Annotated in this window: 16 protein-coding genes; 11 read left to right on the forward strand and 5 right to left on the reverse strand. The window is 62.4% G+C overall.

Annotation, left to right across the window (positions count from 1 at the left end; translation table 11 throughout):
• Positions 1-421: 421 nt before the first annotated feature.
• Positions 422-2,320: a cytochrome c/FTR1 family iron permease gene (locus U873_RS0125325; protein ID WP_025130906.1), complete on the forward strand. Its 1,899-nt coding sequence runs from the start codon at positions 422-424 to the stop codon at positions 2,318-2,320.
• Between the two features lie 81 nt (positions 2,321-2,401).
• Positions 2,402-2,857 (forward strand): YaiI/YqxD family protein, encoded by a 456-nt coding sequence (locus tag U873_RS0125330; RefSeq protein ID WP_025130907.1) that lies wholly within the window; start codon positions 2,402-2,404, stop codon positions 2,855-2,857.
• Between the two features lie 171 nt (positions 2,858-3,028).
• Here the strand turns inward: U873_RS0125330 and elbB are convergent, their stop codons facing one another.
• Positions 3,029-3,697: an isoprenoid biosynthesis glyoxalase ElbB gene (gene elbB / locus U873_RS0125335; RefSeq protein WP_025130908.1), complete on the reverse strand. Its 669-nt coding sequence runs from the start codon at positions 3,695-3,697 to the stop codon at positions 3,029-3,031.
• A 113-nt stretch (positions 3,698-3,810) separates the two neighbouring features.
• On the opposite strand from elbB, the gene U873_RS0125340 reads away from it, so the two are divergent.
• Positions 3,811-5,046: a sterol desaturase family protein gene (locus U873_RS0125340; protein WP_025130909.1), complete on the forward strand. Its 1,236-nt coding sequence runs from the start codon at positions 3,811-3,813 to the stop codon at positions 5,044-5,046.
• Here the strand turns inward: U873_RS0125340 and U873_RS0125345 are convergent.
• Positions 5,027-5,653 carry a DedA family protein gene (locus U873_RS0125345; protein ID WP_025130910.1) on the reverse strand — a complete coding sequence of 209 codons (627 nt, stop codon included), beginning with the start codon at positions 5,651-5,653 and terminating at the stop codon, positions 5,027-5,029. The genes U873_RS0125340 and U873_RS0125345 overlap by 20 nt on opposite strands.
• Before the next feature lie 207 nt (positions 5,654-5,860).
• Here U873_RS0125345 and hemB point away from each other — a divergent pair, with 207 nt between their 5' ends.
• Together hemB and ppk1 are read left to right on the forward strand one after the other, a co-directional pair.
• Positions 5,861-6,874 carry a porphobilinogen synthase gene (gene hemB, locus U873_RS0125350; protein ID WP_025130911.1) on the forward strand — a complete coding sequence of 338 codons (1,014 nt, stop codon included), beginning with the start codon at positions 5,861-5,863 and terminating at the stop codon, positions 6,872-6,874.
• A gap of 18 nt (positions 6,875-6,892) precedes the next feature.
• Entirely contained in the window at positions 6,893-9,112 is a 2,220-nt protein-coding gene (ppk1, locus tag U873_RS0125355; protein ID WP_025130912.1) for a polyphosphate kinase 1, read from the forward strand.
• Positions 9,113-9,287: 175 nt separating this feature from the next.
• Here ppk1 and ppx read toward each other — a convergent pair whose 3' ends face one another.
• Positions 9,288-10,790 (reverse strand): exopolyphosphatase, encoded by a 1,503-nt coding sequence (gene ppx, locus U873_RS0125360; protein ID WP_025130913.1) that lies wholly within the window; start codon positions 10,788-10,790, stop codon positions 9,288-9,290.
• A 577-nt stretch (positions 10,791-11,367) separates the two neighbouring features.
• On the opposite strand from ppx, the gene trxA reads away from it, so the two are divergent.
• The 5 genes from trxA (at position 11,368) to U873_RS0125385 (ending at position 16,648) form a co-directional block, all read left to right on the forward strand.
• Positions 11,368-11,697, forward strand: coding sequence for a thioredoxin TrxA (trxA, locus tag U873_RS0125365; protein ID WP_003206727.1), 330 nt, complete (start codon positions 11,368-11,370; stop codon positions 11,695-11,697).
• Between the two features lie 247 nt (positions 11,698-11,944).
• Entirely contained in the window at positions 11,945-13,204 is a 1,260-nt protein-coding gene (rho, locus tag U873_RS0125370; protein ID WP_007926725.1) for a transcription termination factor Rho, read from the forward strand.
• Positions 13,205-13,347: 143 nt separating this feature from the next.
• The gene (gene ubiD, locus U873_RS0125375; protein ID WP_025130914.1) at positions 13,348-14,814 is read left to right on the forward strand and encodes a 4-hydroxy-3-polyprenylbenzoate decarboxylase; all 1,467 of its coding nucleotides are present in this window, start codon (positions 13,348-13,350) and stop codon (positions 14,812-14,814) included.
• The gene (locus tag U873_RS0125380; protein ID WP_025130915.1) at positions 14,814-15,782 is read left to right on the forward strand and encodes a CDP-6-deoxy-delta-3,4-glucoseen reductase; all 969 of its coding nucleotides are present in this window, start codon (positions 14,814-14,816) and stop codon (positions 15,780-15,782) included. The genes ubiD and U873_RS0125380 overlap by 1 nt, the downstream gene beginning before the upstream one ends.
• 215 nt (positions 15,783-15,997) lie before the next feature.
• Positions 15,998-16,648, forward strand: a complete 651-nt coding sequence (locus U873_RS0125385) for a gamma-glutamylcyclotransferase (protein WP_025130916.1) — start codon at positions 15,998-16,000, stop codon at positions 16,646-16,648.
• 33 nt (positions 16,649-16,681) lie between these two features.
• Here the strand turns inward: U873_RS0125385 and U873_RS0125390 are convergent, their stop codons facing one another.
• Both U873_RS0125390 and U873_RS0125395 read right to left on the reverse strand, forming a co-directional pair.
• Positions 16,682-17,296, reverse strand: coding sequence for a flagellar basal body-associated protein FliL (locus tag U873_RS0125390; protein ID WP_025130917.1), 615 nt, complete (start codon positions 17,294-17,296; stop codon positions 16,682-16,684).
• A gap of 131 nt (positions 17,297-17,427) precedes the next feature.
• Entirely contained in the window at positions 17,428-18,405 is a 978-nt protein-coding gene (locus tag U873_RS0125395; RefSeq protein WP_025130918.1) for an NADPH:quinone oxidoreductase family protein, read from the reverse strand.
• Positions 18,406-18,563: 158 nt separating this feature from the next.
• Here U873_RS0125395 and U873_RS0125400 point away from each other — a divergent pair, with 158 nt between their 5' ends.
• Positions 18,564-18,971 (forward strand): flagellar basal body-associated protein FliL, encoded by a 408-nt coding sequence (locus U873_RS0125400; protein WP_025130919.1) that lies wholly within the window; start codon positions 18,564-18,566, stop codon positions 18,969-18,971.
• Positions 18,972-19,033 lie beyond the last annotated feature (62 nt).

A 19,033-nucleotide genomic window follows, 5' to 3' on the forward strand; every position in this document is an offset into this window, starting at 1 on the left:
GCGTGCGAGTCGGGCTGGACGAACTCACTGGCAGGAACAATGGCTACCCTGCCAATTCCTCATAAGAAGAGGAGCTTAAATGCCTTATCGCGATAACGAGGGCGCGGCATTATAGACGTGGATTCTGACGCTGTAATGGCTTTTTAGATGCAATTTGATTGGGTATTGCCACTATTCAGGCCGCTGTTCGTTGAGCCTCGATGGGGTATCAAGAACGGGGGTTCCCCTTGGTGGGGGGCGGGCACGCCATGGTGTTGAGCGCCTGCAGGCCGCAGTGCTCCTGCACGCTTGCGGTGCAGTGCGGGCTTGACCCAGGCCGGCCTGCGGCAGTTGAACATGTTTCTGCGGGCCGATAAGCCTTGAGTGAAACCGATAGGGAGGGAACAATATGTTACTTCGTATTTCCCTTTGAGATTCATTCATGACTGCCCCTTCCCGTTTACTGGCATTGCTGGTGCTGCCGGTGCTGGTGCTCTGCAGCTTCAACCTGCTGGCCGATACCGTTGATGGCGCGCCCAAGGCCCTGCATTTGCTGGACTACATTGGCGCCGACTACCCGGCCACCGTCGAGGCAGGCCAGGTTATCGATGAGTCCGAGTACCGCGAGCAGGTGGAGTTTCTCGGAGTCTTGCAGGGGTTGATCGGCGATCTGCCGGCCAAGCCGGAGAAGGCGGAACTGGAGCAAGGCGTTGCCAGCCTGCGCAAGGCGGTTGCCGATCGGGTGGACGGTGACCTCGTGGCTCGCCAGGCGCGGCAGATGGGGGCCCGGCTGGCGGTGGCTTATGAAGTCAGCCAGGCGCCGATCATTACCCCGGACCCGACTCGCGGTGCGCCGTTGTATGCCCAGCATTGCTCGGTCTGCCACGGCGCAAACGGTGCCGGCGACGGCCCGGCCGGTGTCGGCATGACTCCACCACCGGCCAACCTGCGCGATGCCGCGCGGCTCGATCGGTTGAGCCTGTATGCCATCTACAACACCCTGGGGCTGGGTGTCGAAGGCACTGATATGCCGTCTTTCACCGATCAGTTGGATGATCGCCAGCGTTGGGACCTGGCTACCTACATCGCCAGTTTCAGTGCCGACCCCGCTGCCGCCAAAGGCGCGCAGAGTTTCAACCTGTCCGATCTGGCCCGGCAGACTCCCGGCGAAGTGCTGGCGGCCCAGGGCCCGCAAGCGGCGGCCAGCTTCCGCGCCCAGCGTGCCCAGCCACCCCAGGTCAAGCGTGGCCCGGCGCAGTTGCTGGACTACACCGCGTCGACCCTGGACAAGAGTCTTGCGGCCTATCGCAACGGCGATCACGAGCAAGCCTACGACCTCTCGGTAGCGGCTTACCTGGAAGGCTTCGAGTTGGTGGAAAGCTCCCTGGACAATGTCGATGCCACGGTGCGCAAGGACACGGAAAAGGCCTTGATGGCCTACCGCCAGTCGCTGCAGGACGGGCTGCCGGTGGCCCAGGCCGAGCAGCGCCTTGATGCGGCCAAGGCCAAGCTCAAGGCGTCCGCCGAACTGTTGGGCGGTGACAGCCTGAGCGCGTCCCTGAGCTTCATCTCCGGCCTGCTGATCCTGCTGCGTGAAGGCCTGGAAGCGATCCTGGTGCTGGCGGCGATCCTCGCGTTCCTGCGTAACACCGGGCAGCAATCGGCGGTGCGCAGCGTCAACGTCGGTTGGGGCCTGGCCCTGCTGGCCGGCCTGGGAACCTGGGCCCTGGCGGCGTACGTGATCGATGTCAGCGGCTCCCAGCGGGAACTGCTGGAGGGCGCTACCGCGCTGTTCGCCAGCGTCATGGTGCTGTGGCTCGGGGTGTGGATGCACGACCGCCGGCATGCGGCGGCCTGGCAGGACTACATCAAGAGCAGCCTGGTGGGCGGTGGTGGGCGTTTTGGTTTCGCGGTGCTGGCATTTTTCTCGGTCTACCGCGAGTTGTTCGAGGTGATCCTGTTCTACGAGACCCTGTGGCTGCAGGCCGGCCCTGCCGGGCACAACGCGGTGCTGGCCGGTGGCGCCACCGCCCTGGTGCTGCTGGTAGGCCTGGCGTGGGTGATCCTGCGGGGCTCGGCCAAGCTGCCGCTGACGCTGTTCTTCAGCATCAACGCGGCGCTGCTCTGCGCCTTGTCGGTGGTGTTTGCCGGGCACGGGGTCAAGGCGCTGCAGGAGGCGGGTATCTTCGGCACCCGCCCGGTGCCATTCTTCGACTTCGATTGGCTGGGCATTCATGCCGACGCCTATTCGCTGGCCGCCCAGGCGCTGGCCATTCTGGCGATCGTGGTGCTCTATAGCCGCAGTCGGATGAGTGAGAAGCGGCGTTTGCAGGCTTCTTGAGCCACAGGCTGTACTGATCGCGGGCACGCCCGCCCCTGCGGGGGCGGCTTGCCCGTTTTGCATGTTGCAGGGAGAACTTCAATGCGTGTCTGGATCGATGCTGACGCTTGCCCCAAGGCAGCCAAGGACCAGGTGGTGCGCTTTGCCCTCAAGCGCCAGTTCGAAGTGGTGCTGGTGGCTGGGCAGGCGCAGATCAAGCCGGCCTTTGCCTGTGTCAGGTTGATCGTGGTGCCCAGCGGCCCGGATGCGGCCGATGACTACCTGGTGGAGCACGCGGTGCCCGGTGAACTGGTGATCTGCAGCGACGTGCCGCTGGCCGACCGGCTGGTGAAAAAGGGCGTGGCGGCCCTGGACCCGCGGGGCAAGGAGTTCGATGCACAGAACATGGGTGAGCGCCTGGCGGTGCGCAACCTGTTCACCGATCTGCGGGAGCAGGGGCAGGTCAGTGGCGGGCAGGCGCCCTATGGCGATCGTGAGAAGCAGGCCTTCGCCAATTCCCTGGATCGGATCCTGACCCGGCTGGCACGCCAAGGTTGAAGGGGGGAGGGAGCGGGTTGTAGAGAGGCGGCTTGCTCCCGCTCAAGGGCGCAGCAGTGGTGAAATCGGCTGATGCGCAGTACCTGGTTCACCGCGTCAGCCGATCTTGCGGGCGCTATGCGCGAGTGCCTCAACCTGGCCCTGCGGGAGCAAGCGCCCTCGCTACAGGCTTTACTGCTCGCCTTCGTGGGTCAATTCCAGTACCCGGTCCACCAGCTTGTTGATGCCCGAGGCGGCTTCGCTGATGGATTGCGCAAGCATGTACGCGGGGGTGCTCACCAGCTTGCGCGCCTTGTCCTCGATGATGTCGCCCACCGCGCATTCAGCGTGGGTGGCGCCCATCTTGCCCAGGGCCGCGGCCGTGTCGGCGTCGTTGCCGATGGTGCAGGTCACGCCGGGGCCGTAGATCTTCGCCGCCAGGGCTGGGGCGATGCACATCAGGCCCACCGGCTTGCCCGCTTCGGCAAAGGCTTCGGCCAGGGCCAGGACGTCTGCCTGGACACTGCAGGCGGCGCCTTCGGTGGCGAAGCTGGAGAGGTTCTTGGCGGCGCCAAAACCGCCAGGAACGATCAGTGCGTCGAAGTCCTCGACCTTGGCTTCGCGCAGGTCCTTGACCTGTCCCCGGGCAATGCGCGCCGACTCCACCAGGACGTTGCGGGTCTCGGGCATGGCTTCGCCGGTCAGATGGTTGAGCACGTGCATCTGGGGAATGTCAGGGGCGAAGCACTGTACCTGGGCGCCGCGTTGGTCGAGGCGCAACAGAGTGATCACGCTTTCGTGGATCTCGGCGCCGTCAAACACACCACAGCCGGAAAGGATCACTGCAACTTTTTTGCTCATGGGTTTTTCTCCAGATTCATGGCGCTAAATGTCCGCCGTTTTGTCACCTGTCGCCATAGGGGAATGTCAGGCTCGGACCTAATCTTGGCTATCGATTCCGATCAGGTCGCGCCATGAACCTCATTCTCTATGCGGTGCCGTTCTTCTTCGTGTTGATTGTCGCCGAATTGTTGGCCGACCGCTGGCGGGGAGTGCACAACTACCGGGTTGCCGATGCGGTCAATAGCATCAGCACCGGCGTGTTGTCCACCACGACAGGCCTGTTGACCAAGGGCCTGGGGCTGGTCACTTACGCCTTTGCCCTCAAGCACCTGGCGCTGTTCGAGCTGTCCGCGCAGAGTGCCTGGGTCTGGGTGGCGGCCTTTGTCCTGTATGACTTGTGCTACTACTGGCTGCACCGCTGTGGCCATGAGCGCAACATCCTCTGGGCCGCCCACTCGGTGCATCACCAGAGCGAGGACTACAACCTTTCCACGGCGTTGCGCCAGACCAGCACCGGGTTTCTCCTGGGCTGGATCTTCTACCTGCCCCTGGCGGTGCTTGGGGTGCCGCTGTCGGTGTTCGTCACTGTGGCGGCCCTCAACCTGCTCTATCAGTTCTGGGTGCACACCCGGCACATCGGCAAGCTGGGCTGGTACGAGTGGTTCTTCGTCACCCCGTCCAACCATCGGGCGCATCACGCGCAGAACACTCTTTATATGGATCGCAACTACGGCGGCGTGTTCATTCTCTGGGATCGGCTGTTTGGCACTTTCCAGGAGGAGGATGACAACGAACCGGTGGTGTTCGGGGTGACCACGCCGCTGGCCAGTTGGAACCCGCTATGGGCCAACCTGCAGTTCTACGCGCAGTTGTGGGATGACGCCCGGCACACGTCCAGTTATTGGGACAAGCTGCGGATCTGGTTCATGCGCACCGGTTGGCGTCCGGCGGACGTGCAAGCCCGCAATCCTTTGCCCAAGCCGGACTTGAGCCGGTTCCGCAAGTTCGAGGTGCCTTTGCAGAGGCGTCGGCAGGTCTATGTGGTGCTGCAGTTCGCAGTTTATGTGGCGCTGGGCAGCTACCTGATGAACGCCGAGGACCGCCTCTCGACCCAGGCCCTGGTCCTGGGCTGGAGCGCCCTGGCATTTGGCCTGTTCGTGCTGGGGGCAGCCCTGGAAAACCGGCCCTGGAGCTTGAAGCTGGAGCTGGCACGGCTGCTGTCGAACCTGCCACTGGTGTGGCTGGCGCCCATCGTCGGCCTGTGGCCGGCCGGCCACCTGGCCTGGGTGGCGCTGGGCTGCTACAGCCTGTTGAGTGTCAGCCTGCTGTACTGCTGCGGCCAGCGCTTCACTCGACTGGCGTCGTAGATTCCTTGGCCTTGGCGTGTTCACCGGCCTGTTCGGCTTCGTAGATCTGCTTGGCCAGGCGCGCGTTCTTGAACCGCCGGCGCAACCACAGGCCAAAGCCCAGCACCAGCAACGCGCCCAGTACCCAGAGCTCGTACTTCTTGATGCTGCCGAGCATGCCTTCCATGACGGCGCCGAAATGGTAGGCCGCCGAGGCGAGGGCGATTGCCCAGATGGCCGCGCCGATACCATTGAGCAGCAGGTAGCGTCCTGGCGGATAGCCGGACAGGCCGATGGCCACCGGCATCACCGTGCGCAGTCCGTAGACGAAGCGAAAGCTCAGCACCCAGATGTCCGGGTGCTTGCGGATGTGCTCCAGCGCCCGGTCACCCATCATTTGCCAGCGCGGCTTGCGCGCCAGCAACTTGCGGCCATGCTTGCGTCCCAGGAAGTACCACAGCTGGTCACCGGCGTAGCTGCCGAAGAAGGCAACCACCATCACCAGGTTGATATCCATGTATCCGCGGAACGCAAGAAACCCGGCTAGAACCAGAATGGTTTCGCCTTCGAAAAACGTACCGAGAAAGAGGGCGAAGTAGCCGAAATCCTGAAGAAATTGTTGGAGCATTGTCTGGATGCTGGCGAAATGAACGCGCAGCCTACCCCTTCGACGACGTTCGGGAAAGTATCGAAATGTGTCTCGACGTGAACATTCCCCCCTATGACAATGAGTGTTGCTGTCGGTCAACACCTTGAGCACAACTGTCATCTGTTCGTCATAATGCCCGCTTATAACTGTTCCGCTCGCCCGCCAGCGCGGGCCCTGGAGTCCGCCGTGAGCTTTACCCCCGCCAACCGCCTGTTTCCTGCCACTCGTCTGCGGCGCAACCGCCGGGATGATTTTTCCCGCCGTCTGGTGCGTGAGAATCGCCTGAGTGTGGATGATCTGATCCTGCCGGTGTTTGTGCTCGAGGGTGAGAATCGCCGTGAGGTGGTGGCCTCGATGCCTGGGGTCGAACGCCTGACCATCGACCTGCTGCTGGAAGAAGCGGCCCATTGGGTCGAGCTGGGGATTCCGGCGCTGGCACTGTTTCCGGTGACGCCGGCCGGGCTCAAGTCGCTGGACGCCGCCGAATCCTGGAACCCCGAAGGTATCGCTCAGCGCGCCACCCGCGCTTTGCGTGCGCGGTTTCCCGCGCTGGGGGTGATCACCGATGTGGCCCTCGATCCATTCACCACCCACGGCCAGGACGGTATCCTCGACGAACACGGCTACGTGCAGAACGACATCACCGTCGACGCCCTGGTGCGCCAGGCCCTGTCCCACGCCGAGGCGGGGGCCCAGGTGGTGGCGCCGTCCGACATGATGGACGGGCGGGTCCAGGCGATCCGCGAGGCACTGGAGCTGGCGGGGCACGTCAATGTGCGGATCATGGCCTACTCGGCCAAGTACGCCAGCGCCTACTACGGGCCTTTCCGTGATGCGGTGGGTTCGGCGCTGAACCTGGGCAAGGCCGACAAGGCCTCGTACCAGATGGACCCGGCCAACGCTCACGAAGCCTTGCAGGAAGTGGCCGCGGACCTGGCGGAAGGGGCGGACATGGTCATGGTCAAGCCGGGCATGCCGTACCTGGATATCCTTTTTCGGGTCAAGGATGAATTCAAGGTCCCGACCTTTGTCTATCAGGTCAGCGGCGAGTACGCCATGCACATGGCGGCGATCCAGAATGGTTGGTTGGGTGAAGGGGTTATTCTTGAATCCCTGACCGCTTTTAAACGTGCAGGTGCCGATGGCATCCTGACTTACTTTGCCGTTCGTGCTGCTCAATTGTTACGAGAGCAAAAATAGCCCTCCCAGGAACACGCGATGAATACTGAAGGACTCTCAGAAGTTGCCGTAAAAGACGCCCAGCCGGTGATCGAGCCCGTGGCCGAGACCCCGCCGGAGCTGGAGCCCGCGCCGGCGGCCGGCGTGGCGGAGGCGCAACCGGCGCCGGCTATCGTCATTCCCAACCTGGATGACAGCAGCCTGTACATCCACCGCGAGCTGTCGCAACTGCAATTCAACATCCGCGTGCTGGAACAGGCGCTGGACGAGTCCTACCCGCTGCTGGAGCGCCTGAAGTTCCTGCTGATCTTCTCCAGCAACCTGGACGAGTTCTTCGAGATCCGCGTGGCCGGCCTGAAGAAGCAGATCACCTTCGCCCGTGAACAGGCCGGTGCCGATGGCCTGCAGCCGCACCAGGCGCTGGCGCGCATCAGCGAGTTGGTGCACGGTCACGTCGATCGTCAATACGCGATTCTCAACGACATTCTGTTGCCGGAGCTGGAGAAACATCAGATCCGCTTCATCCGTCGCCGCTACTGGACCACCAAGCTCAAGACTTGGGTGCGCCGCTATTTCCGCGACGAGATCGCGCCGATCATCACCCCCATCGGCCTGGATCCGACGCACCCGTTCCCATTGCTGGTGAACAAGAGCCTGAACTTCATCGTCGAACTCGAAGGCATCGACGCCTTCGGCCGCGACTCGGGCCTGGCGATCATCCCGGCGCCGCGCCTGCTGCCACGGATCATCAAGGTGCCGGAAGAAGTCGGCGGCCCTGGCGACAATTATGTGTTCCTCTCGTCGATGATCCACGCCCACGCCGATGACCTGTTCCAGGGCATGAAGGTGAAGGGCTGCTATCAATTCCGCCTGACCCGAAACGCCGACCTGGCGGTGGACACCGAGGACGTCGAAGACCTGGCCCGTGCCTTGCGCGGCGAGCTGTTCTCCCGTCGCTACGGTGATGCGGTGCGCCTGGAGGTGGCCGACACCTGCCCGAAACACCTGTCGGACTACCTGCTCAAGCAGTTCAACCTGCACGAGACCGAGCTGTACCAAGTCAACGGCCCGGTGAACCTGACGCGGCTGTTCAGCATCACCGGTCTGGACAGCCATCCGGAGCTGCAATACACGCCGTTCACGCCACAGATTCCGAAACTGCTGCAGAACAGCGAGAACATCTTCAGCGTCATCAGCAAGCAGGACATCCTGCTGCTGCACCCGTTCGAATCCTTCACTCCCGTGGTCGACCTGTTGCGCCAGGCCGCCAAGGATCCGCACGTGCTGGCGGTGCGCCAGACCCTGTATCGCAGTGGCGCCAACTCGGAGATTGTCGACGCCCTGGTGGACGCGGCGCGCAACGGCAAGGAGGTCACCGCGGTGATCGAGTTGCGGGCGCGCTTCGATGAAGAGTCCAACCTGCAGATGGCCAGTCGCCTGCAGGCGGCCGGTGCGGTGGTGATCTACGGTGTGGTGGGGTTCAAGACCCACGCCAAGATGATGCTGATCTTGCGTCGCGAAGCCGGCGAGATCGTGCGCTATGCGCACCTGGGCACCGGTAACTACCACGCGGCCAACGCCCGGCTGTACACCGACTACAGCCTGCTGACCTCCGACGACGCCCTGTGCGAAGACGTCGGCAAGCTGTTCAGCCAGTTGATCGGCATGGGCAAGACCCTGCGCATGAAGAAGCTGCTGCATGCGCCGTTCACCCTGAAGAAGGGCATGCTCGACATGATCGCCCGGGAGACTCAGTTCGCCCTGGACGGCAAACCGGCGCACATCATCGCCAAGTTCAACTCGCTGACCGATCCGAAGATCATCCGCGCGCTGTACAAGGCCAGCCAGTCGGGCGTGCGCATCGACCTGGTGGTGCGGGGCATGTGCTGCCTGCGTCCAGGTATTGCCGGGGTCTCGCACAATATCCACGTGCGCTCGATCATCGGCCGCTTCCTCGAGCACACCCGGGTGTTCTACTTCCTCAATGGCGGCGAGGAACAGATGTTCCTTTCCAGCGCCGACTGGATGGAGCGCAACCTCGACAAGCGGGTCGAGACCTGCTTCCCGGTGGAGGGCAAGAAGCTGATCCTGAGGGTCAAGAAGGAGTTGGAGAGTTACCTCACCGACAACACCCACAGCTGGAGCCTGCAGTCCGACGGTCGTTACATCCGTAACACGCCGACCGGCAACCAGAACCCGCGCAGCGCCCAGGCGACCTTGCTGGAGCGCCTTGGCAGCCCAGTGTTGCCAGTGCGCTAAACGCTACAGGCGCCCATGAAAAAGGCCAGCCCGATCACCGGGCTGGCCTTTTTTATTGGCTTGCGTGGGTGACCTGTAGGAGCTGGCTTGCCAGCGAAAGCGCCGGTAAGGGTGATTCAAGGCTTGGGGGCCTCTTCGCCGGCAAGCCGGCTCCTACATCCGCGGTGGGGCAGGGTCAGCGGACGTTGAGTACGATACCGACCCGGGTCAGCCAGTCCGCTTCAAGGGCGAAGTCGGCCTGGGTCAGCTGGTTTTCGTCCAGCCAGTTGGCCGGGAATTCCACGTCCAACTGGTCGCCGTTGGCGCTGAGTTTCACCTGGGGCATTTGCTGGGTGCCGCGGATATGGTGGAACAGGATGGCGAAACGCAGCAGCACACAGAGGCGGATCAGCTTGATGCCGTCGTCGCCGAACTCGGCGAACTTCTCCTTGGGAATGTTGCGGCGATGGCCGCGTACCAGCAGGGCCAGCATCTGCTGGTCTTCCCGGGAGAAACCGGCCAGGTCGGAGTGTTCGATCAGGTAGGCGCCATGCTTGTGGTAGTGATAGTGGGCGATGTCCAGGCCCACTTCATGGACCTTGGCCGCCCAGCCCAGCAACTCACGCCAGACACCGTCCTCCAGGTCCCAGTCCGCCGCCACCTGGTCGAAGGAGCGCAAGGCCTTGCCCTCGACCCGCGAAGCCTGTTCCAGGTCCACGTGGTAGCGCTCCATCAGCGAGCCTAGGGTACGTTCACGCACGTCTTCGTGGTGATGGCGGCCCAGCAGGTCGTAGAGCACGCCTTCACGCAGGGCACCTTCACAATGGTCCATGCGTTGCAGTTCCAGGGCGTCGAAGATGGCTTCGAGAATCGCCAGGCCGGCGGGGAAGATCGCCCGGCGGTCGGGCTTGATGCCTTCGAAATCGATCTTCTCGGCATCGCCGAGCTTGAACAGCTTGCGCTTGAGCCAGGCCAGGCCTTCGGCATTGACTTCGCCGCTGCCCTGGCCGCCGGCCTTGAGGGCCAGGCCGATGGCGCGGATGGTCCCGGAGGAGCCGATGGCTTCGTCCCAGGTCAGGCGGTGCAGGGCGTGCTCGATGCTCATGATCTCCAGGCGCGCTGCGGTGTAGGCCTGGGCATAGCGGGCGGGGGTGATCTTGCCGTCGCGGAAATAGCGCTGGGTGAAGCTCACGCAGCCCATCTGCAGGCTTTCGCGCAGCAGCGGTTCGAAGCGCTGGCCGATGATGAATTCGGTGCTGCCGCCGCCAATGTCGGCCACCAGGCGCTTGCCCGGGGTGTCGGCGAGAGTGTGGGAAACCCCGAGGTAGATCAGGCGCGCTTCTTCGCGGCCGGAGATGACTTCCACCGGGTGGCCGAGGATTTCCTCGGCGCGGTGGATGAATTCGCCGCGGTTGCGTGCTTCGCGCAGGGCGTTGGTGCCGACGATGCGTACGGTGCCCAGGGGCATGCCGTTGATCAGTTGGGCAAAGCGCTTGAGGCAGTCGAGCCCGCGCTGCATGGATTCTTCATTGAGCCGACGCTCTTCGTCGATGCCGGCGGCCAGCTGAACCTTTTCACCCAGCCGCTCGAGAATGCGGATCTCACCGTTCCGGGCCTTGGCCACGACCATGTGAAAGCTGTTGGAGCCCAGATCTATTGCAGCGATCAGGGACAGATTCTTGGCTTGGGATTGGGGCATGGTTGGGGGTCTCGGTCGATAACCTCGCCATCCTGCCACGATCACAGGCTCGCGCCAACGCGCAGTGTCCAATGGCTTGATTCAACGCATGAAACCGCTCGCCGCAGATCCTGGCGAGCATTCTCGGGCGAGGGATGCAGGGCTCCTCAATCGAGGTTTCGAGCGCAGTTGCAGGCAGCGGTAGCGGTTCTCGGGACCGCCTCGACTTCCCCGGCAAAAAAGCTATGTGCGTGCTGCTCGGTTTGACTCGCGAGCGGGGCAGGGAGGGCTCTTGTACATTTTGTGCACGACCGTTCATCCGACCTGAACGGGGCGTGGAAGCTGGGCAGTTTGTCGCCAGAACAGTTGCCCCTGGCCCTGGCCGCTTGGTACGCCGCATATAAAGGCGTGCAGGAACCGCCTTTGCGGGGCCGTGCAGGCCGGCGGAATCGCCTTGGCAGCCGCCGCTTCTTCCCCAGCTGAGCTATACCCAAATTCATGGGGCACCATAGTGAGAGTCAATCATCTCCGGCTTCCTGAACGAGGGAAGGGCAGATATGATGGGCCACGTTTTTTTGCTTACAACCTGGAGAATTCCATGAGCAGCGATCTTATCAAACACGTCAGCGACGCCAGCTTCGAGGCCGACGTACTCAAAGCCGAAGGCGCTGTACTGGTCGACTACTGGGCTGAGTGGTGCGGCCCATGCAAAATGATCGCTCCGGTTCTGGACGAAATTGCTGAAACCTACAAAGGCAAGCTGACCGTTGCCAAGCTGAACATCGACGAAAACCAGGAAACCCCGGCCAAGCATGGCGTGCGTGGTATTCCGACCCTGATGCTGTTCAAGAACGGCAACGTTGAAGCGACCAAGGTCGGTGCGCTGTCGAAGTCGCAACTGGCGGCATTCCTCGACGCCAACATCTGATTGTCGGTTTTGGCGTGATTGAAAAGGCCCCGCAATATGCGGGGCCTTTTCGTGATTGAGGGCTAGACGCTCCGAAACTCAGGTGTTACATTCGGTCCCGCACTGGTTCCTCCAGTGCCCCCTGCAAGCCGTCGCCGACGCTCTCCTTTTCGAATTAGTACGCGATCCTGTCGCCTTCTCTGCGGCGCGGCCTCATTAAGCCAAAAGCTTAATTTCCCCCCTCTATAAATGATTACGTCATTCCTATATGAATCTGACTGAACTCAAGCAAAAGCCGATTACCGAACTGCTCGAATTGGCCGAACAGATGGGCATAGAAAATATGGCCCGTTCGCGCAAGCAGGACGTGATTTTCTCCCTGCTGAAAAAGCACGCGAAAAGCGGTGAGGAAATCTCCGGTGATGGCGTGCTGGAGATCCTCCAGGACGGCTTCGGCTTCCTTCGCTCCTCCGATGCCTCCTACCTGGCCGGCCCGGACGATATCTACGTCTCGCCAAGCCAGATCCGTCGCTTCAACTTGCGCACCGGTGACACCATCGTTGGCAAGATCCGCCCTCCCAAGGAAGGCGAGCGTTACTTCGCGCTGCTCAAGGTCGACACGATTAACTACGACCGTCCCGAGAACGCCAAGAACAAGATCCTGTTCGAAAACCTGACGCCGCTGTTCCCGACCGTGCGCATGAAGATGGAAGCCGGCAACGGTTCCACTGAAGACCTGACCGGTCGCGTGATCGACCTGTGCGCCCCGATCGGTAAAGGCCAGCGTGGCCTGATCGTTGCTCCGCCAAAGGCGGGCAAGACCATCATGCTGCAGAACATCGCGTCGAACATCACCCGCAACAACCCGGAAGTTCATCTGATCGTGCTGCTGATCGACGAGCGTCCGGAAGAAGTGACCGAGATGCAGCGCACCGTGCGCGGCGAAGTGGTCGCCTCCACCTTCGACGAACCGCCAACCCGCCACGTGCAGGTTGCCGAGATGGTGATCGAGAAGGCCAAGCGTCTGGTCGAGCACAAGAAGGACGTGGTGATCCTGCTGGACTCCATCACCCGTCTGGCCCGTGCCTACAACACCGTGATCCCGAGCTCCGGCAAGGTACTGACCGGTGGTGTGGATGCCCACGCCCTGGAGAAACCGAAGCGTTTCTTCGGCGCTGCGCGCAACATCGAAGAGGGCGGCTCGCTGACCATCATCGCCACCGCGCTGGTTGAAACCGGCTCGAAGATGGACGAAGTGATCTACGAAGAGTTCAAGGGTACCGGCAACATGGAGCTGCCTCTGGACCGCAAGATCGCCGAGAAGCGTGTGTTCCCGGCCATCAACATCAACCGTTCCGGCACCCGCCGCGAAGAGTTGCTGACCGCCGACGACGAGCTGCAGCGCATGTGGATCCTGCGCAAGCTGTTGCATCCCATGGATGAAGTCGCCGCCATCGAGTTCCTGGTCGACAAGCTGAAACAGACCAAGACCAACGATGAGTTCTTCCTGTCGATGAAACGCAAGTAAGTCGAGCGGGACCGCAGAAAGCCGGGGAAACCCGGCTTTTTGCTATCTGATTATTGATCAAACGGCAGTTCACTGTTCTGAACAGTGGGGTTCGGCGCTAAACTGCCTGCCCTGAACGCCACGGCGAAACACGAGGCTCAAGCATGCAGTATCGCGACTTGCGCGACTTTATCAGCGGCCTGGAACAGCGCGGTGAACTCAAGCGCATCCAGGTTCCGGTGTCCCCAGTGCTGGAAATGACCGAGGTCTGTGATCGCACCCTGCGTGCCAAAGGCCCGGCCCTGTTGTTCGAAAACCCCACAGGCTATGACATTCCGGTGCTTGGCAATCTGTTCGGCACTCCCGAACGAGTAGCCCTGGGCATGGGCGCCGAGGCCGTCAGCGAACTGCGGGAAATCGGCAAGTTGCTAGCCTTCCTCAAGGAACCGGAACCGCCCAAGGGGCTCAAGGACGCCTGGTCCAAGCTGCCGATCTTCCGCAAGATCATTTCCATGGCGCCCAAGGTGGTCAAGGATGCGGTGTGCCAGGAAGTGGTGATCGAGGGTGATGATGTCGACCTCGGCATGCTGCCGGTGCAGACCTGCTGGCCGGGCGATGTCGGCCCGCTGATCACTTGGGGCCTGACGGTGACCAAGGGCCCGAACAAGGATCGGCAGAACCTGGGCATCTACCGCCAGCAGGTGATCGGCCGCAACAAGGTGATCATGCGTTGGCTGAGCCACCGCGGCGGCGCCCTGGATTACCGCGAGTGGTGCGAAAAACACCCGGGCCAGCCGTTCCCGGTGTCCGTGGCCCTGGGCGCGGACCCTGCGACCATTCTCGGCGCCGTGACCCCGGTGCCGGACAGCCTTTCCGAATACGCCTTCGCCGGCCTGCTGCGGGGCAACCGTACCGAACTGGTGAAGTGCCGCGGCAATGACCTGCAGGTGCCGGCCACTGCCGAGATCATCCTGGAAGGGGTGATCCATCCTGGCGAAATGGCCGATGAAGGCCCGTACGGCGATCACACCGGCTACTACAACGAGGTCGACAGCTTCCCGGTGTTCACCGTGGAACGCATCACCCATCGCATCAAGCCGATCTACCACAGCACCTACACCGGCCGGCCGCCGGATGAGCCGGCGATCCTCGGCGTAGCGCTGAATGAAGTGTTCGTGCCGATCCTGCAGAAGCAGTTCCCGGAAATCACCGACTTCTACCTGCCGCCCGAAGGCTGCTCGTACCGCATGGCGGTGGTGACCATGAAGAAGCAGTACCCGGGGCACGCCAAGCGCGTGATGCTGGGCGTCTGGTCGTTTTTGCGACAGTTCATGTACACCAAGTTCGTTATCGTCACCGACGACGATATCAATGCCCGGGACTGGAACGACGTGATCTGGGCCATCACCACGCGCATGGACCCCAAGCGCGACACGGTGATGATCGACAACACGCCGATCGACTACCTCGACTTCGCCTCGCCGGTCTCCGGCCTGGGTTCGAAGATGGGGCTCGATGCCACTCACAAGTGGCCTGGAGAAACCACCCGCGAGTGGGGCCGGGTCATCGTCAAGGATGAGGCGGTCACCCGCCGGATCGATGCCATCTGGAATCAGTTAGGAATAGATTGATGCGTGTAACCTTGCAGCCCTCCGGAGCAGTGCTTGAGACGCTGCCCGGCGAGCGGATTCTCGATGCGGCGCGGCGTTTGGGCTATGAATGCCCGCAGAGCTGCCGCAATGGCAACTGTCATGTGTGTGCTGCGTTGCTGGTGGAGGGCAGCGTGCAGCAGGCTGGCGATGTGAGGGATCACGGCGAGTTCTACACTTGCATTGCAGAGCCGCTGGAAGACTGCATCGTGCTGTGGGATGGCGTCCTTGCGCTGGGAGAATTGCCGGTGCGCAGCCTGTCGTGTCAGCTTACTGAATGCCTGGAGGTTGGCGGTGACGTCTGGCGTGTCAGGCTGCGGGCGCCGGCCGGCAAGCCGCCGCGTTATCACGCCGGGCAGTACCTGATGCTGGAACGCGACAATGGCGAGAAGTCGGCATTCTCCCTGGCTTCGGCGCCTCACAGCGGGCGGGACCTGGAGTTGCATGTGCTGGTGCGTGAAAACAGCGCTCAGAGCCTGATGGCGCAACTGCAGCGCACGCGCATGGCGCGGGTCGAGCTGCCTTTTGGTGACACCCACCTGGCCGAGCTGCCGGATGGCCCGTTGGTGCTGATCGCCGCCGGTACCGGTATGGCGCAGATGCACAGCCTGATCGAACATTGCCGGTCCGAGGGCTTCAAGCATCCGGTGCACCTGTATTGGGGAGTGCGTCGTCCGGAAGACTTCTACCAACTGGATCACTGGGACGAGTGGCTGCAATTGCCCAACCTCTACCTGCACAAGGTGGTCAGTGACCTGTGCGGCTGGGAAGGGCGCTGCGGCATGCTGCATGAAGCAGTCTGCGAGGACATCGCCGACCTGTCGGCGGTGCACGTCTACGCCAGCGGCTCGCCGGCGATGATCTACGCCACCCTGGATGCGCTGGTGAACGCCGGGATGGATGCCCATCAGATGCGCGCCGACGTCTTTGCCTACGCCCCGCGGCCCTGACTGCATCGGGCCGGCATGCCGCGTTATAACGCTGTATATAGCCCATCGGTATTTATCTAATTAAATAAATGCCGGTAGGTTATATATATGCCTCCAACTTAAGTGGCCAGCGCTTAGTGGCACTTAACTTGCCTTGAAACATATGTGTCTTGCAGTTACTGCCAAGCGTTCTATTTAGTAACTTCTTTTACGCGGGGAGCCGAACGCTATTCGCCATGACAGCCCTTGAATCCAGTTATCTGAATCTGGCTTATCCTCCCCGGCTCGACCTTGGGCCGCAGTTGACTCGCGAGCAGTTGCTCAACTCCATGCAGTCCACCATGTCCCGGCATAAAGGCGGCCCGGTCTGGCTGTTCGCCTACGGTTCATTGATCTGGCGTCCTGAGTGCTCGGCGGTGGAGCGTATGCGTGGGCGCGTGCATGGCTACCATCGGGGCCTGTACCTGTGGTCCCACGAACATCGCGGTACACCGGAGCGGCCGGGGCTGGTCTTCGGCCTGGACCGCGGCGGCTCCTGCAGCGGTTTTGCCTATCGCTTGCCGGAGGAGCAACTGGATGCTTCGCTGTATGCCCTGTGGCAGCGTGAGATGCCCTATCCCTCCTATCGCCCACACTGGCTCAACTGCCGTCTTGAGGATGGCAGCCTGGTGCAGGCCCTGGGGTTCGTGCTGGAGCGCCACCTGCCCAGCTACGCCGGCAACCTACCGGATCATGTGTTGAACCAGGTGTTCGAAAGCGCTTGCGGGCGTTATGGCACGACCCGCGACTACGTCGAGCAGACCGTCCAGGCCCTGCGCAGCCACGCCATGCCGGATCGCAACCTGGAGGCGCGGCTCAAGCGCTGCAAGACGTCGAGCGCCTGCTGAGCCGCTCTGCCCAGAGCGGCCCAGGAGTGTTTGTCAGTCGCCGTCCCCCGGCAACAAGTGTTCCTGAATCTTCTGGCTGCGAGACTCGGACAGCTGTCCCTTGTCGTCGAAGCGCAGCACGATCAACCAGTCATACACCGATTCCGGCCAGGATTTCTGCCCGGTCAACTTCTCGCCGTCGCCACCGAAAGCCTCGATCAGCTTGTAGATCTTCCCGTGGTGCCAGGCAATCAACAGGACCTGGGCCTGGTTGTCCTTGCCCAGGGACTTCACCAGCTTGTCGAACTCGTTGTTGTCATAGGGTTGTTCGATGTTCAGGTTCAGACGCTGGGCGAGCGGTACCAGGGTCAGTCGCGGGCGCGCGCTGTCCTTGCTGTCGCTGGTAGCGATCAGGCGCTGGGGAACCAGGCGCTGGCCTTCCAGTTGCAGCGGGTCAAAATACCTCCCATAGGCCTGGGCACGCTCCTCGCCCCTGGGGCTCAGGCCGCTGCCCTGGTCAGGTTTTTCCGCGTGGCGAACAATCAGCACGGTGGTATTGCGCAGCCCCTGCACATCCCGGGCAAGGTCCTGCGCCGGGGTGTGCATGGCCATCATCAATGCCGGTAGCGCCACCAGCCCCCGTAGTAGCTTGCGTAGCCTCATGCTCATCATTCGCCCTCTGGTTGGGGAAGGTGCTGCGCTCGAACCGCAGCGAAACCTGCCCATGATTGAAGACGAAAATGCCCTGAGGGGTGGGTGAGCCGGAAGAAAATCTTCAGCAGCACGCCACCGTGGCGGGCTCAGCGAACCTGCACCACCACCTTGCCCACGGCCTTGCGCTGGCCGAGATCGTCGATGGCTCGGGCAGCCTCGGCCAATGGATAGACTTGAGATACCAACGGCTTGAGCTTGCCCTCGGCGAACCAGCCGAACAGTTGCTGGAAGTTTGCCGCGTTGTCCTGGGGCTGGCGCTGGGCAAAGGAACCCCAGAACACGCCCACCACGGCCGCTCCCTTGAGCAGCGCCAGGTTCACCGGCAGCTCGGGGATGCGTCCGCTGGCAAAACCCACCACCAGCAAGCGTCCGTTCCAGGCGATGGAGCGGATGGCCTGGTCGAACAGGTCGCCGCCCACCGGGTCGTAGATCACGTCGGCGCCATTGCCGTCGGTCAGGCGCTTGATCTCGTCCTTCAGGCTGGTTTCGCTGTAGTTGATCAGCTCGTCGGCCCCGGCGGCCTTGGCCACCGCGAGTTTCTCCGCGCTGCTGGCGGCGGCGATCACCCTCGCCCCCATGGCCTTGCCGATCTCCACGGCTGCCAGCCCGACCCCGCCCGAGGCGCCGAGCACCAGCAGGGTTTCACCGGGTTGCAGGTTGCCGCGTTGCTTGAGGGCGTGCATCGAGGTGCCGTAGGTCATGCTGAAGGCCGCCGCGGTGTTGAAGTCCATGGCGGCGGGAATCGGCAGCACGTTGTAGCCCGGCACGGCCACCTGCTCGGCAAAGCTGCCCCAGCCGGTCAGGGCCATGACCCGGTCGCCGGGCTTGAGGTGGCCGATCTTTTCGCCTACGGCGCTGACCACGCCGGCTGCCTCACCACCCGGGGAAAAGGGGAAGGGCGGCTTGAACTGGTATTTGCCCTCGATGATCAGGGTGTCCGGGAAGTTGACTCCCGCAGCGTGCACGTCCAGCAGGATCTCGTTCTTCTTCGGCACGGGACTTGCGACCTCTTCCAGCATCAGCGTTTCGGCGGGGCCGAAGGCTTTGCACAGCACGGCTTTCATCAGGGCTATTCCTTTGGGAGTGGTGGCCGATAAGTGTAGGAGTGTGAATCAGGCGGTCAACGAGCATGCCCGGTCCTGATAGCCAGCCATAAGCTTGTGCTTGGGCTCAGGCGGACGGGCCTTTATGCTAGGCCGCAAACCGGATTAAGGAGTGAATTGTGAAAGCGTGGATCATGTTGCTGCTGGCCCTTTCCCTGCCCATGGCAGCCGTGGCCGAAGAGGCCAAAGAAGGCGAAGCCCCGAAAGTCAGCTACATCAGCCTGAGCCCGCCATTCGTGGGCAACTACGGCCTCGATGGCAGTCCGAAGCTCAAGGTCTACAAGGCCGATGTGGCACTGCGAGTGACCGGCGATGCCTCGGCCCAGGCGGTCAAGGCCAATGAGCCGTTGATTCGCAACCAGTTGGTGGCCTTGTTCGCCCAGCAGACCAGCGACACCATGAACAACGTCGAGGCCAAGGAAAAGCTGCGCCAGGAAGCCCTCAAGCAGGTGCAGCAGGTGATGAACGACGAGACCGGCAAGCCGGTGGTGGAAGACCTGCTGTTCAACAACCTGATCATCCAGTAGGCCTGCCCGCTGTAGGAGCTGGCTTGCCAGCGAAGACGCCCGAGAGGGCGATACAGGGCTGA

The sequence above is a fragment of the Pseudomonas sp. PH1b genome (assembly GCF_000633395.1).
GTDB lineage: Bacteria > Pseudomonadota > Gammaproteobacteria > Pseudomonadales > Pseudomonadaceae > Aquipseudomonas.

Coding starts and splice junctions, on each gene's coding strand:
- U873_RS0125325 (WP_025130906.1), top strand. CDS start 422: ATGACTGCCCCTTCCCGTTTACTGGCATTGCTGGTGCTGCCGGTGCTG.
- U873_RS0125330 (WP_025130907.1), top strand. CDS start 2,402: ATGCGTGTCTGGATCGATGCTGACGCTTGCCCCAAGGCAGCCAAGGAC.
- elbB (WP_025130908.1), bottom strand. CDS start 3,697: ATGAGCAAAAAAGTTGCAGTGATCCTTTCCGGCTGTGGTGTGTTTGAC.
- U873_RS0125340 (WP_025130909.1), top strand. CDS start 3,811: ATGAACCTCATTCTCTATGCGGTGCCGTTCTTCTTCGTGTTGATTGTC.
- U873_RS0125345 (WP_025130910.1), bottom strand. CDS start 5,653: ATGCTCCAACAATTTCTTCAGGATTTCGGCTACTTCGCCCTCTTTCTC.
- ppk1 (WP_025130912.1), top strand. CDS start 6,893: ATGAATACTGAAGGACTCTCAGAAGTTGCCGTAAAAGACGCCCAGCCG.
- ppx (WP_025130913.1), bottom strand. CDS start 10,790: ATGCCCCAATCCCAAGCCAAGAATCTGTCCCTGATCGCTGCAATAGAT.
- trxA (WP_003206727.1), top strand. CDS start 11,368: ATGAGCAGCGATCTTATCAAACACGTCAGCGACGCCAGCTTCGAGGCC.
- rho (WP_007926725.1), top strand. CDS start 11,945: ATGAATCTGACTGAACTCAAGCAAAAGCCGATTACCGAACTGCTCGAA.
- ubiD (WP_025130914.1), top strand. CDS start 13,348: ATGCAGTATCGCGACTTGCGCGACTTTATCAGCGGCCTGGAACAGCGC.
- U873_RS0125380 (WP_025130915.1), top strand. CDS start 14,814: ATGCGTGTAACCTTGCAGCCCTCCGGAGCAGTGCTTGAGACGCTGCCC.
- U873_RS0125385 (WP_025130916.1), top strand. CDS start 15,998: ATGACAGCCCTTGAATCCAGTTATCTGAATCTGGCTTATCCTCCCCGG.
- U873_RS0125390 (WP_025130917.1), bottom strand. CDS start 17,296: ATGAGCATGAGGCTACGCAAGCTACTACGGGGGCTGGTGGCGCTACCG.
- U873_RS0125395 (WP_025130918.1), bottom strand. CDS start 18,405: ATGAAAGCCGTGCTGTGCAAAGCCTTCGGCCCCGCCGAAACGCTGATG.